Here is a 12,933-nt window from a genome sequence, read left to right as displayed (position 1 = left end):
ATGACGTCGGCGGACACAGTCACGGAAGGCACCGCACCGGTGCCCCCCGTCACGGACAAACGTAAGAGCGTGACCGGCACACGCAAACTCGTCGCGGCCGGCTTCCTGCTGCCCGCGCTGGTGCTGCTGGGCGCGCTCGTGGTCTACCCGATCGGGTTCTCGGTCTACCGCTCCTTCTTCGACAAGTCCGGCGAAGGCTTCGCCGGGCTCGACAACTACATCGAGATATTCACCGACGACACCATTTTCACCGCGGTCAAGAACAACGCGATCTGGGTGATCGTGGCGCCCACGGTCGCCACGGCGCTCGGTCTGATCTTCGCGGTACTCACCGAACGGGTGCGCTGGGGCACGGCGTTCAAGCTGATCGTCTTCATGCCGATGGCGATCTCGATGCTCGCCGCGGGCATCATCTTCCGGCTGGTGTACGAGCAGGACCCGAACCGCGGTGTCGCCAACGCGGTCTGGGTCGGGGTGCACGACACCTTCAACGACTCGGCCGGCTTCCCCAAGGCCCATCCGCTGCCGGTGCATCCGCTGAAACCGGGGGACGGCGGTTCGTTCCTCACCAAGGAACCGGTGAGCGCGGGCACCGAGGTCCAGCTGCCGCTGGTGGGGGTGGCCCCGGCGAAGATGCCGTCGGACGCGCGGCCCGCCACGGCCGCGAAGCCCGAGGACGGCCGGGTCACCGGCACCGCCTGGCTCGACTTCACCAAGGGCGGCGGCGGGAAGCCCAACGTCGTCGACGCCAAGGAGCTGGGCCTCAAGGGCATCAAGGTCGAGGCGGTCAAGGACGGCAAGGTCGTGGCCTCCACGACAGCGGGCGCCGACGGTACGTTCAGCCTTCCGGAGGCGGCCGACGGCGCGCAGCTGAAACTGCCCGGGAGCAACTTCCGCGAGCCGTACAACGGCGTGGACTGGCTCGGTCCCTCGCTCGTCACTCCCGCCGTCATCGGCAGCTACCTGTGGATGTGGGCAGGGTTCGCGATGGTGCTGATCGCGGCGGGCCTGGCGAGCGTGCCACGCGAACTCATGGAAGCCGCCCGGGTGGACGGCGCGAGCGAGTGGCAGGTCTTCCGCCGGATCACGGTGCCGCTGCTGGCTCCGGTCCTGGCTGTCGTCATGGTCACGCTGATGATCAATGTGCTGAAGATCTTCGACCTCGTCCTGATCATTCCCCCGGGCTCGTCCCAGGACGACGCGAACGTACTGGCACTCCAGCTCTACCGCTCGTCGTTCGGTACGGACGCGGATCTCGGCGTGGGCAGCGCCATCGCCGTACTGCTGCTCCTGCTGGTGATCCCGGTGATGCTGTTCAACGTACGGAGGATGCGAAGGGAGACGCGCCGATGACCACGAACGATGACGGTACGAGGGTCGCGGCGGAGTCGAAGACGGTCACGGCGGTCGGGACGAACGAGGCGGTCGAGACGGTCGAGACGGTCGAGACGGTCAAAGGGATCGGGACGAACGAGGGCGCGGTCAAGGCCGAGCAGTCTCTCGCGAGCCGGATCGCGGCCCGCGCGGGCGGCGGGGTGGCGCGGGTCTTCCTGATCCTGGTCGGTCTGTTCTGGCTGATGCCCACGATCGGGCTGCTGCTCTCCTCGCTGCGCGACTCCACGGACATCGCCGCGAGCGGCTGGTGGAAGGTCTTCACCGCGCCCGCCGAGCTGACCACCGCGAACTACTCGCAGCTCCTCGACAACGACATCATCACCAACTCCCTGCTGTCCACGATCGTGATCACCGTCCCCTCGACCCTCCTGGTCGTGGTGATCGGCTCACTCGCCGGATACGCCTTCGCCTGGATGGACTTCCCCGGGCGCGACTGGTGGTTCCTGGTGGTCGTGGGACTGCTGGTGGTGCCGGTGCAGGTCGCGCTGATTCCGGTCTCGAAGCTGTTCGGTGCCATCGGCATCTTCGAGACGACATTCGGCGTGATCATGTTCCATGTCGCCTTCGGTCTGCCCTTCGCGATCTTCCTGCTGCGGAATTTCTTCGCGGAGATCCCGAGGGAACTGCTGGAGGCGGCCCGGCTGGACGGCGCGGGCGAGATACGGCTGTTCACACGGGTCGTGATGCCGCTCGGCGGTCCCGCGATCGCCTCGCTCGGCATCTTCCAGTTCCTCTGGGTCTGGAACGACATGCTGGTGGCGCTGATCTTCGCGGACTCCAAGAACCCGCCGATCACCGTCGCGCTCCAGCAGCAGGTACGGCAGTTCGGCAACAACATCGATGTGCTGGCGCCCGGCGCCTTCGTCTCGATGGTGATTCCGCTGGTCGTGTTCTTCGCGTTCCAGCGGCAATTCGTGACGGGCGTGATGGCCGGGGCCGTCAAATAGCCGTATGACAGGTGCTGTTGATACGGCGAGTTGAGTTGATACGGGGAGGGGCGGCCGCGCGACGGCCGTCCCTCCCCGTCACGTCGCCCTCGGTGATCACCGGCTGAGCGCGGCCACCGCCGAGGCAGCCAGGTCGTCCAGATATCCCTTGGGCAACTCGCCACGGACCACCACCAGCCGCCAGTAGAGCGGTCCGACGATCAGATCCAGCGCCCGGTCGGCGTCCGCGCCTTCGGGCAGCTCCCCGCGTTCGACCGCCGCGCGGACGATCACCGCAGCGATGCCCTGCTGCCCGTCCAGCAGCGCCGCCTTGATCGCGTCCGAGATCTCGGGGTGGCGGGCCGCCTCCACCAGGAGATCCGGGATGACCTGCGAGGCGACCGGGTGGCGCAGGGCGTGGGACGCGACTTCGAGCAGCGCGCGGACGTCGCCGTACAGCGAGCCGGTCGCGGGGGCGGGCAGCCCCTGCGCGGCGAACGCGGAGACCAGGTCGAGGACCAGCGCGAGCTTGGACTTCCAGCGGCGGTAGACGGCGGTCTTGCCGACACCCGCGCGGCGGGCGATGCCCTCGATGGACATCCGGGCGAAGCCGACCGCGGCCAGTTCCTCGAAGACGGCGGTGCGGATGGCGTCGGTCACGTCCTCCCGGAGCACGGCGGCGCCGGCGGGGGCGCGGCGCGGCGCGCGCGGGTCCGTGGTCCGGGGGGCGGTGGTCCGGGAGTCAGTGGCCCGGGGGTCGGTTGTCCGGGGGTCGGTAGTCATCGGCACCGAGCATAGCGCCACGACGACGTCACGACGATACGGTTGCGTTGCGACGTAACCCGCCCTACCTTTGGCGTTACGACGATACGGGCCCGTCCCGTCGTACGTGATGTCTCAGCCACAGCAGAAGCGACCAGCACCAGCGCGACAACCAGCGACGAACGTGAGCCCGATGATCACACCGACCGCGCCGGTCCCGGACTCCTCCCCGGACCTCGCCCAGGAACCCGCCCGTAAGCCCACCGCCACCGCCACCGCCAAGACCGGGACCAAGACCGGGACCGAGGCCGAAACCGGGAGCGGGACCGACTTCACCGCACTCGCCGTACGCCACGGGCTCACCGTGAGCGGCGCCCGGCCGACGCTGCCCGCGTACGTACGGCAGCTCTGGTCACGGCGGCACTTCATCACCGCCTTCGCCACCGCCCGGCTGACCTCGCAGTACAGCCAGGCGAAGCTCGGCCAGATCTGGCAGATCATGACCCCGCTGCTCAACGCGACGGTCTACTACTTCATCTTCGGCGTGCTGCTCCAGACCAAGCGCGACATACCGGACTTCATCCCGTTCCTGGTGACCGGCGTCTTCATCTGGACGTTCACCTCGAACTCGATCACGGCGGGCACCCGCGCGATCTCCGGCAATCTCGGCCTCGTACGCGCCCTGCACTTCCCCCGCGCCTCCCTGCCGATGGCGCTCGCCCTCCAGCAGCTCCAGCAACTGCTGTTCTCCCTGGGCGCGCTGGTCGTGATCCTGGTCTGCTTCGGCCAGTACCCCGGGCCCGCCTGGCTGCTCGCGCTGCCGGCCCTGCTGCTCCAGTCGCTGTTCAACATGGGCCTCTCGATGGCCGTGGCGAGGCTGGCCGCCAGGACTCCGGACATCGCCCAGCTGATGCCGTTCCTGCTGCGCACCTGGATGTACGTGTCCGGCGTGATGTTCAGCGTCGACCGGGTGACGAAGGGCGACGACCTGCCGCATGTCGTAGCGGTGGCGCTGCAGTGCAACCCGGCCGCCGTCTACATCGACCTGATGCGCTTCGCACTCGTCGACAGCTACACCGACGGTCAACTGCCCCCGCACGTCTGGGCCATCGCCGCCGGCTGGGCGCTGCTCGCCGGAGTCGGCGGATTCCTGTTCTTCTGGAAAGCCGAGGAGGAGTACGGCCGTGGCTGACTCAACCCCCGATGCCATCCCGTCAACCCCCGATGCCGTCCCGACCGTCGTCGCCGACGGCGTCCACATCACCTATACGGTCCATGGCACCCGTGGCGGCCGGGGCAGCGCCACCTCCGCCCTGAGCCGCATCGTGTCGCGGCGCGGCACCCCCGGAGCACGCGAGGTGCACGCCGTACGGGGCGTCAGCTTCGCCGCGTACAAGGGCGAGGCGATCGGGCTGATCGGCTCCAACGGGTCCGGCAAGTCGACCCTGCTCAAGGCCGTCGCCGGACTGCTGCCCACGGCTCGGGGCAAGGTCTTCACTCGGGGCCAGCCCTCGCTCCTCGGCGTCAACGCGGCGCTGATGAGCGACCTGACCGGGGAACGCAATGTCATCCTCGGCGGGCTGGCGATGGGCATGTCGCGCGAGCAGGTCCGGGCGCGCTACGACGACATCGTGGAGTTCTCCGGGATCAACGAGAAGGGCGACTTCATCTCCCTGCCGATGCGGACGTACTCCTCGGGCATGGGCGCCCGGCTGCGCTTCTCGATCGCCGCCGCCAAGAGCCATGAAGTCCTGCTGATCGACGAGGCGCTGTCCACCGGCGACGCCACGTTCCGGCGCCGCAGCCAGAAACGCATCGCCGAACTGCGCGAGCGGGCGGGCACGGTCTTCCTGGTCAGCCACAGCAACAAGACGATCACCGAGACCTGCGACCGGGCGCTCTGGCTGGAGTCGGGCGCGCTGCGGATGGACGGCCCGGCGGCGGAAGTCGTCGCGGCGTACGAGGAGTTCACCCGCAAGAAGTGACCGTACGTCCGACCATTACGCGTCGGGGCGCCCGGCTCGTCACGAGCCGGGCGCCCCTCCTGTCACTCGGGATCCCTCACGTCACTCCGGATCAGCGGTGCGTACGCAGCAGCGTCCTCATCGTCCGCATCGCGACCGACAGATTCGCCAGGTCGAACGCGTCCGAACTCTGGATCTCCTCCAGCGTGGCCCGCGAGCGGCCCAGGATCGCCGCGTTCTTCTGCTCCCACGCCTTGAAGCGCTCCTCGGGCGTCGAACTGCCGTCGCCCGCGGTCAGGATGTCCGACGTCAGCCCGGCGTGCGCCGCGTACAGATCCTCACGGATGGAGGCGCGGGCCATGGACTGCCAGCGGTCGGCCCGCGGCAGCTCCACGATCCGGTCCATCAGCTGGCTGATCCGCAGCCGGTCGCCGAGGTCGTAATACACCTCGGCGACGGCCAGCGGGTCCTGTTCCGTACGGTCCGCGATCGCCACGATGTCCAGCGTCGGGAAGGCGGACGAGAATCCGGCGACCCGCAGGGCGAGCTCCTCGGGCACGCCCGCGCCGGTCAGCTCCGCCAGGATGCCCTGGTACCAGTCCAGTTCGGCACCGCGCAGCATCGTGGGCAGCTGCGCCCAGACCCGCTCCACGCCCGCGGCGAAGAACTCGATGGTCTCGGCGATCTCCAGGGGCTGCGGGCGGTTGCCCAGCAGCCAGCGCGTACCGCGCTCGACCAGCCGGCGCGAGTGCAGCCGGATCCGGGTCTGGACATCGGCCGCGACCTGGTTGTCCAGCGCCTCGACGGCGTCCCAGACGCCGCTCAGACCGAAGATCTCCCGGGCCGCCGTCTGCGCCCGTACGATCTCCTCGATCGACGCCCCGGTCTCCTCCCGCAGCCGGTGCAGGAAGGTCGAACCACCGGTGTTGACGGTGTCGTTGACCAGCACTGTCGTAATGATCTCGCGGCGCAGCGCGTGCGCGTCGATCTGCTCGGCGAACTGCTTCATCAGCGCTTCGGGGAAGTACGCGTGCAGCAGCTTGCGCAGGTACGGGTCGTCCGGCAGCTCCGTGTGGATCAGCTCCTCCGCCACCGTGATCTTGGTGTAGGCGAGCAGCACCGCGAGTTCGGGCTGGGACAGGCCCCTCCCGGAGTTGAGCAGTTCCCGGATCTGCCGTTCGGCCGGGAGGAACTCCAGCGCCCTGTTGAGGTCCCCGTCCCGCACCAGCCGCCGCATGAACCGCTGGTGGGCGTGGAGGAGGGAGGGCGCCTGGGCGGAGGCGTTGGCGAGCGCGGTGTTCTGCGCGTAGTTGTTGCGCAGGACCAGCGCGCCGACCTCGTCGGTCATCGCGGCGAGCAGCTTGTTGCGCTGCTTGACGGTCATGTCGCCTTCGGTGACCAGGCCGTTGAGCAGGATCTTGATGTTCACCTCGTGGTCGGAGGTGTCCACGCCCGCGCTGTTGTCGATGGCGTCGGTGTTGACCTTGCCGCCGTCACCACCGGTGCCGAGCCGGGCGAACTCGATCCGGCCGAGCTGGGTCAGCCCCAGGTTGCCGCCCTCGCCGACGACCTTGACCCGCAGGTCCTCGCCGTTGACGCGGATCGCGTCGTTGGCCTTGTCGCCGACGTCGGCGTCCGTCTCGGTGGAGGCCTTGACGTACGTACCGATGCCGCCGTTCCACAGCAGGTCGACGGGGGCCTGGAGGATCGCCTTCATCAGGTCGGCGGGCGTCAGCTTGGTGACACCGGCCTCGATACCGAGGGCCTCGCGCACATGCGTGTTGACGGGGATCGACTTGGCGCTGCGGGGGTGGATGCCGCCGCCCTGCGAGAGCAGGGACTTGTCGTAATCCGCCCACGAGGAGCGCGGCAGCTCGAACAGGCGGCGGCGCTCGGCGTACGAGGTGGCCGAGTCCGGGTGCGGGTCGATGAAGATGTGCCGGTGGTCGAAGGCCGCGACGAGCCGGATGTGCTCGGAGAGCAGCATGCCGTTGCCGAACACGTCGCCGGACATGTCGCCGACACCGACGACCGTGAAGTCCTGCGTCTGGGTGTCGTGGCCGAGTTCGCGGAAGTGCCGCTCGACGGACACCCAGGCACCGCGTGCGGTGATGCCCATGCCCTTGTGGTCGTAGCCCGCGCTGCCGCCGGAGGCGAAGGCGTCCCCGAGCCAGAAGTCGTAGGCGACCGCGACCTCGTTGGCGATGTCGGAGAAGCTCGCCGTGCCCTTGTCGGCGGCGACGACCAGATACGTGTCGTCCCCGTCGTGGCGGACCACGTCGGACGGCGGCACGACCTCGCCCGCGACCATGTTGTCCGTGATGTCGAGCAGGGCCGAGATGAAGATCTTGTACGAGGCGATGCCCTCGGCGAGCCAGGCGTCCCGGTCCGCCGCCGGGTCGGGCAGCTGCTTGGCGACGAAGCCGCCCTTGGCGCCGACCGGCACGATCACCGTGTTCTTCACCATCTGCGCCTTGACCAGGCCGAGCACCTCCGTACGGAAGTCCTCGCGCCGGTCGGACCAGCGCAGACCGCCGCGCGCGACCTTGCCGAAGCGCAGGTGGACCCCCTCGACGCGCGGGGAGTACACCCAGATCTCGTACGCGGGCCGGGGCGCGGGCAGGTCGGGGATGGCCCGCGGGTCGAACTTCATCGACACATAGCTGTGCTGCCCGCCGTCCTGCGACTTCTGGAAGAAGTTGGTCCGCAGGGTGGCCTTGACGAGGGTGAGGAAGGACCGCAGGATCCGGTCCTCGTCCAGGCTCGCGACCTGGTCCAGGGCCCCGTCCAGCTCCTCCAGCATCGCCTCGGTCAGCTCCGTACCGGCGCGCTGGCGGCCGGGCGACATCCGGGCCTCGAAGAGGGAGACCAGCAGCCGGGTGGTGTGGACGTTGGTACGAAGGGTGTCCTCCATGTAGTCCTGGCTGAACGTCGAGCCGGACTGGCGCAGGTACTTGGCGTACGCGCGCAGCACCATCGCCTGCCGCCAGTCCAGACCGGCCCGCAGCACGAGCGAGTTGAAGCCGTCGTTCTCCGCGGCCCCGGTCCAGACGGCGGCGAACGCGTCCTGGAAGCGCTCGCGGTCGTCCTCGGTCAGGTAGTCGCCACCCGCGCCACCACCCGCGCCCGCAGGCATCCGCAGACCGAAGTCGTAGATCCAGGCGTGGTTACGGTCCGAGCAGCGCAGCTCGTACGGACGCTCGTCGACGACCTCCACACCGAGCCGCTGGAGCACCGGGAGGACGGCCGAGAGGGAGACCTGCTCGCCCGAACGGTAGATCTTGAAGCGCCGCTCGCCGGGACCCGCGTCGACGGGCTCGTACAGGGAGAGCGAGAAGTCCTTCTCCGCCTGGGCGAGCGCCTCCAGATGGGCGAGGTCGGCGACGGCGGCCCGTGGCGAGTGGTCGGCCTTGTAGCCCTCGGGGAAGGCGTTGCCGTACCGGCGCAGCAGCTCGGCGGCGCGCTCCTCGCCGCATTCGGCGTTCAGCGCCTCGCCGAACGCGTCGGCCCAGGAACGCGCGGCCTCGACCAGCCGGGCCTCGATACGGTCCGCGTCGGCGTCCGTGAGCTTGGTCAGCTCGGTGCCTGGCGGGACCCGGACCACGAAGTGCAGCCTGGAGAGGATCGATTCTGTATTCCAGGCGGTGAAGTCGACGCTGGTCCCGCCGAGCTCCTCCTTGAGGATGTCGACCAGCCGGAGCCGGACACCCGTCGTGTAGCGGTCACGCGGCAGGTAGACGAGGGCCGAGTAGTAGCGCCCGTACTCGTCCTGGCGGAGGTAGAGCCGCAGCCGCCTGCGCTCCTGGAGGTAGAGCACGCTGGTGACGATCGAACGGAGCTGGTCGACGGGCGTCTGGAACAGCTCGTCGCGCGGGTACGTCTCCAGGATCTGGAGCAGATCGCGGCCGTCGTGGCTGTTGGGCGAGAAGCCCGCGCCCTCCAGGACCTCGGCGACCTTGCGGCGGATCACCGGCACCCGGCGCACGGACTCGGTGTACGCGGCCGAGGAGAAGAGCCCCAGGAAGCGCCGCTCGCCGACGACATTGCCCTTGTCGTCGAACTTCTTCACCCCGACGTAGTCGAGGTACCCGGGCCGGTGGACGGTCGCGCGGCTGTTGGCCTTGGTGAGGACGAGCAGCTTGTGCTCACGGGCCTTGGCGCGGGCGTCGGCGGGCAGTCGGCTGAACGAGGGACTGATCGGATGATCGTCGTCCTCGCTGTGCTTGGGGTCGGAACGCAGGACACCGAGCCCGGTGCCCGGCACAGCGGCCAGGACATCGCTGTCCGTCAGCTGATACTCGCGGTAACCGAGGAAGGTGAAGTGGTCCGCTGCGAGCCAGCGCAGCAGCTCCCGGGCCTCGTAGACCTCCTGGTCGCGCAGATCGTCCGCGGTCGGCTCGTCGGCGAGCTCGTCGGCGATGCGCAACGCGGAGTCGCGCATCTTCTCCCAGTCCTCGACGGTCTCGCGGACGTCGGACAGGACGCGCAGCAGGTCGGAGGTGATCTGCTTGAGATCGCCGCGGTCGCTCTCGCGGTCGACCTCGACATGGATCCAGGACTCGGTGAGCGCGTCGTGCGGACGCTCCTCGGCGGCCGTCCCCTCGGGCAGCACCTCGATCAGCTTGCCGGTGACATCACGGCGTACGACGATCTGTGGGTGGATCACGGCATGGATGCCGCGGCTCTGGCGGGAGAGCTCGTTGGTGACGGAGTCGACCAGGAACGGCATGTCGTCGGTGACGACCTCGACCACGGAGTGGCTGCACGTCCAGCCGTTCTCCTCGACCGTCGGGGTGTGCACCCGTACGTTGGCCGTCCCCTGCGGGCGGTGCGCGGCCAGCCGGTAGTGCGACTGCGCGGCACCGAAGACATCCACGGGGTCACGGCCGACCAGGTCCTCCGGAGCCGTGTGCAGGTAGTAGCGCTGGAGGTACGCGAGGAGCGTCTCCCGGTCAGGGCCACCACCCCCGTCGCCGGACCCGCCGGCCCCGACCGAGGCGTCGCCCTTGCGGGGACTGCCCCCTGGCCCCCCGGCACCCCCCACCGGGCTGTTCTCAGCGACCCGGGCCGCCTGTTCGAGCAGCTCGGCCTTGGCTTCGTCCAGCTTGGTCTGCATGTCCTCTGGCTCCTGTCGCGCGCCCTTGCGTGACGTAGGTGAAGGATGCGACACAACGCCACGACGCGGGGTTTCCGCTCGGAGTCGACGTTATGCCGCGGCGGAAGATGTCCGGGGCTTTATTTGCCAATTTTGACGGTCCACCCGGATCGGGGTGATCAGCGACCGCCCGGGCGCTGTAACGCTCCGGGCGCGGGCCGGGGGCTTCGCTGCCCCCACGGCGTATAGCGCTGATCACGGGGACAAGGCTATCTCCCCCCACCCGGGCGCCGTCATGAGCCGTATGTGTACAAAAGCTGGACCCCGATTTGGACGCTCCGCACAAGCCAAAATCACCCACGCGCGGCGACCCGGACGAGAGCGACCAACAGGACGACACTGGTCGACAGATGGACACATCGCCACATCCTTCCCGGGAGCAGTCATGGCAGCCAAGGTTCTGATCGTCACCGGCGATGCCGCCGAATCCCTCGAAGTCCTCTATCCGTACCAACGCCTGCGCGAGGAGGGCTACGAGGTCCATATCGCCGCCCCTACCCGCAAGAAGCTCCAGTTCGTGGTCCACGACTTCGAACCCGGCTTCGACACCTACACGGAGAAACCCGGCTACACCTGGCCGGCCGACCTGGCCTTCGCCGAGGTCGAACCCACCCAGTACACCGCCGTGGTCATCCCCGGCGGGCGCGCCCCCGAGTACCTGCGGGGCGACCCCGAACTCCGCAAGATCCTCAAGTCCTTCTTCGACGCCGACAAACCAGTGGCCGAGATCTGCCACGGCCCGCTCCTGACAGCCGCGATCGGCGAACTCGCCGGCCGCCGCGTCACCGCGTACCCGGCCCTGGAACCCGACATGCAGGCGGCCGGCGCCACCTTCCAGGACACGGAGGCGGTCGTGGACGGCAACCTGATCTCCTCCCGCGCCTGGCCGGACCACTCGTCCTGGATGCGCGAATTCCTGAAGCTCCTCCGAACGTAGCGGTGCGCCGTCCGGCGGGGGGCCGTGGTTGTGCGCCGTTGTGGTGCGGGCCGGTGGTTCGGGTGCGGTGTGCCGTCCGGCGGGGCATGGTCCGGGTGCGGGTTGTTGCCGGGTGCCACAGACCACCCGCGCGCGCCGGGGCCGTACCTCCGCCGGGCCGCAGACGGGGATCAGGCGGGAGGGGGTCGGGGTCGTAGGAGGTGCGTGTCCGGAACGTAAAGCGTGATTTGTGGCGCACACCGGCCCGCACCCTAGAAACAAACCCGCACGCGCCGTAAATCATGCAGTGCAGGACACGTACCTCCGGAGGCCCCGGCCCCCGCACCCACAACGCACCCCGCACCCGCACCCCCCGCCGGAAGGCGACACCGCCGAGGCGGCGGCAGCTTCAGGCCAAGTCCCCCGCCAGAGCCACCGCCTCCGCCAAGCTGTCCACCACCGGCACCCCCACCGCCTCCAGGCTCGCCCGACTGTGCGACCCACCGCTGTACAGCACCGCACGCGCCCCCACATGCGCCGCCGCCACCGCGTCGTCGACCGCGTCGCCGATCACCACCGTGCGCTCCGCGGATATCCCGCCGCCCCCGCCCTGCGCGGCCAGCGCCGCCAGATGCCGTTCCATGTGCAGCGCTTTGCTGCCGCCCGACGGCCCCGTCCGCCCGTCGACGCGGAGGAAGTGGCTCTCGATTCCGTACGCCCGCACGACCGGCACCAGCTCGTCGTGCCCGTACATGCTCAGCAACGACTGGCTGCGCCCCGCCAGCCGCCACTGCGCCAGCAGTTCCTCGACGCCCTCGGTCAGCCCGCAGCCGGCCCGCCGTTCCGTGTAGTGCCGGTGGAAGCACTCGTCCATGACGATCCACTCGTCGTCGGTCGGCAGGCGGCCCATCAGCCGCTCGTAGAACACCGGGATCGGCACGCAGTACAGCGCGCGGTAACGGTCCAGCGTGATCGGCTCCAGGCCTATCTCCGCGAACGCGGCATTCGTCGCCCCGATGACCGCCTGGATGTCATCGAGGATGGTCCCGTTCCAGTCCCAGACGAGATGCGTGCTCTGCTTCCCCATGCCAAAACCGTACCGGCAGGGTCTGACAACGCCCCGGCGAGCGGCCAGGCCCCAGGCCCTGTCCGGCCGATCTTTGCCGGGCCCGACAAGACCGACAAGACCGACGAGGCCGACCAGACAGTCCTAGATGAGGTTCGGGATCTCCTGGATCCCGTACCAGAGCAGTTCGTGGTCCTCCGCGCCGTCTACCGTGAACCGCGCGTCGTCGTCGCCGTGGTCCGCCGCGCCCAGCGCGTCCGCCGCGGCCGAGACGTCGGCGTGCGCCTCGTCGGAGTCGACATGCACCGCCGCCGCCTTCGACAGCGCGATCGCGGAGGCGATCCGTACCTCGCCGAGCCCGGCGGCGTCCGGCCCCCGGTCGGGGTCGGCGACGGCTTCCCTGTCGGGTACGTCGGCCGCGACGACGACCCGGCGGCGACCGGCACTCGGATCCGCGGCGAGCAGCCGCAGCGACCCGGCGGCGGCCCGGTTGAGGGCCGCGTACTCCAGTTCCTCGATGTCGTCGGAGACGTACCACTCGCGCAGTCCGGGAGTCACGGCGTACGCGGTCAGCGGCCCTGGGCCCAGCTCGCCGGTCTTGTGCGCCTCTGCGAGACCGGACAGGGTCAGGGGGACGTAGACGCGCATGAGCAGGCCACTTTCGTAGTCGGGGAAGCATCTAAGGATACGTCCGGGAGTCCCTCTTCGGGGTGACGCTCCAGGAGCCCTGAGGCGTCCACCGGGAACCG

The 12,933-nt window shown here is 69.3% G+C and carries 9 protein-coding genes; 5 read left to right on the top strand and 4 right to left on the bottom strand.

Annotated features, from left to right (window positions below; translation table 11 throughout):
• Positions 1-1,353 (top strand): carbohydrate ABC transporter permease, encoded by a 1,353-nt coding sequence (locus ACIQD6_RS22725; protein WP_401885033.1) that lies wholly within the window; start codon positions 1-3, stop codon positions 1,351-1,353.
• The gene (locus ACIQD6_RS22720) at positions 1,350-2,342 is read left to right on the top strand and encodes a carbohydrate ABC transporter permease (protein ID WP_401885031.1); all 993 of its coding nucleotides are present in this window, start codon (positions 1,350-1,352) and stop codon (positions 2,340-2,342) included. The genes ACIQD6_RS22725 and ACIQD6_RS22720 overlap by 4 nt, the downstream gene beginning before the upstream one ends.
• 96 nt (positions 2,343-2,438) lie before the next feature.
• On the opposite strand, the gene ACIQD6_RS22715 is transcribed toward ACIQD6_RS22720, so the two are convergent.
• Entirely contained in the window at positions 2,439-3,104 is a 666-nt protein-coding gene (locus ACIQD6_RS22715; RefSeq protein ID WP_401885030.1) for a TetR/AcrR family transcriptional regulator, read from the bottom strand.
• A 172-nt stretch (positions 3,105-3,276) separates the two neighbouring features.
• Between ACIQD6_RS22715 and ACIQD6_RS22710 the strand changes: the two genes are divergently transcribed.
• Complete coding sequence (locus tag ACIQD6_RS22710) at positions 3,277-4,275, top strand: ABC transporter permease (RefSeq protein ID WP_401885029.1); 999 nt, start codon at positions 3,277-3,279, stop codon at positions 4,273-4,275.
• Between the two features lie 16 nt (positions 4,276-4,291).
• Positions 4,292-5,068 carry an ABC transporter ATP-binding protein gene (locus tag ACIQD6_RS22705; protein WP_401885555.1) on the top strand — a complete coding sequence of 259 codons (777 nt, stop codon included), beginning with the start codon at positions 4,292-4,294 and terminating at the stop codon, positions 5,066-5,068.
• Between the two features lie 91 nt (positions 5,069-5,159).
• On the opposite strand, the gene ACIQD6_RS22700 is transcribed toward ACIQD6_RS22705, so the two are convergent.
• Positions 5,160-10,163, bottom strand: a complete 5,004-nt coding sequence (locus tag ACIQD6_RS22700; protein ID WP_401885027.1) for an NAD-glutamate dehydrogenase — start codon at positions 10,161-10,163, stop codon at positions 5,160-5,162.
• A gap of 424 nt (positions 10,164-10,587) precedes the next feature.
• Here ACIQD6_RS22700 and ACIQD6_RS22695 point away from each other — a divergent pair, with 424 nt between their 5' ends.
• Positions 10,588-11,139: a DJ-1/PfpI family protein gene (locus ACIQD6_RS22695; protein WP_401885025.1), complete on the top strand. Its 552-nt coding sequence runs from the start codon at positions 10,588-10,590 to the stop codon at positions 11,137-11,139.
• 388 nt (positions 11,140-11,527) lie between these two features.
• Here the strand turns inward: ACIQD6_RS22695 and ACIQD6_RS22690 are convergent, their stop codons facing one another.
• Together ACIQD6_RS22690 and ACIQD6_RS22685 are read right to left on the bottom strand one after the other, a co-directional pair.
• A complete protein-coding gene (locus tag ACIQD6_RS22690; protein WP_401885024.1) occupies positions 11,528-12,205 on the bottom strand; it encodes an HAD family hydrolase in 678 nt (225 codons plus the stop codon).
• 123 nt (positions 12,206-12,328) lie between these two features.
• Positions 12,329-12,832, bottom strand: coding sequence for a DUF6912 family protein (locus ACIQD6_RS22685; RefSeq protein WP_401885022.1), 504 nt, complete (start codon positions 12,830-12,832; stop codon positions 12,329-12,331).
• Between the last annotated feature and the right edge of the window lie 101 nt (positions 12,833-12,933).

The sequence above is a fragment of the Streptomyces sp. NPDC088400 genome, assembly GCF_044753355.1.
Taxonomy (GTDB): domain Bacteria; phylum Actinomycetota; class Actinomycetes; order Streptomycetales; family Streptomycetaceae; genus Streptomyces.
The sequence above is the reverse complement of the archived record's forward strand: the minus strand, read 5'-3'. Positions and strand labels throughout refer to the sequence as shown.

Coding starts and splice junctions, on each gene's coding strand:
- ACIQD6_RS22725 (WP_401885033.1), top strand. CDS start 1: ATGACGTCGGCGGACACAGTCACGGAAGGCACCGCACCGGTGCCCCCC.
- ACIQD6_RS22720 (WP_401885031.1), top strand. CDS start 1,350: ATGACCACGAACGATGACGGTACGAGGGTCGCGGCGGAGTCGAAGACG.
- ACIQD6_RS22715 (WP_401885030.1), bottom strand. CDS start 3,104: ATGACTACCGACCCCCGGACAACCGACCCCCGGGCCACTGACTCCCGG.
- ACIQD6_RS22710 (WP_401885029.1), top strand. CDS start 3,277: ATGATCACACCGACCGCGCCGGTCCCGGACTCCTCCCCGGACCTCGCC.
- ACIQD6_RS22700 (WP_401885027.1), bottom strand. CDS start 10,163: ATGCAGACCAAGCTGGACGAAGCCAAGGCCGAGCTGCTCGAACAGGCG.
- ACIQD6_RS22695 (WP_401885025.1), top strand. CDS start 10,588: ATGGCAGCCAAGGTTCTGATCGTCACCGGCGATGCCGCCGAATCCCTC.
- ACIQD6_RS22690 (WP_401885024.1), bottom strand. CDS start 12,205: ATGGGGAAGCAGAGCACGCATCTCGTCTGGGACTGGAACGGGACCATC.
- ACIQD6_RS22685 (WP_401885022.1), bottom strand. CDS start 12,832: ATGCGCGTCTACGTCCCCCTGACCCTGTCCGGTCTCGCAGAGGCGCAC.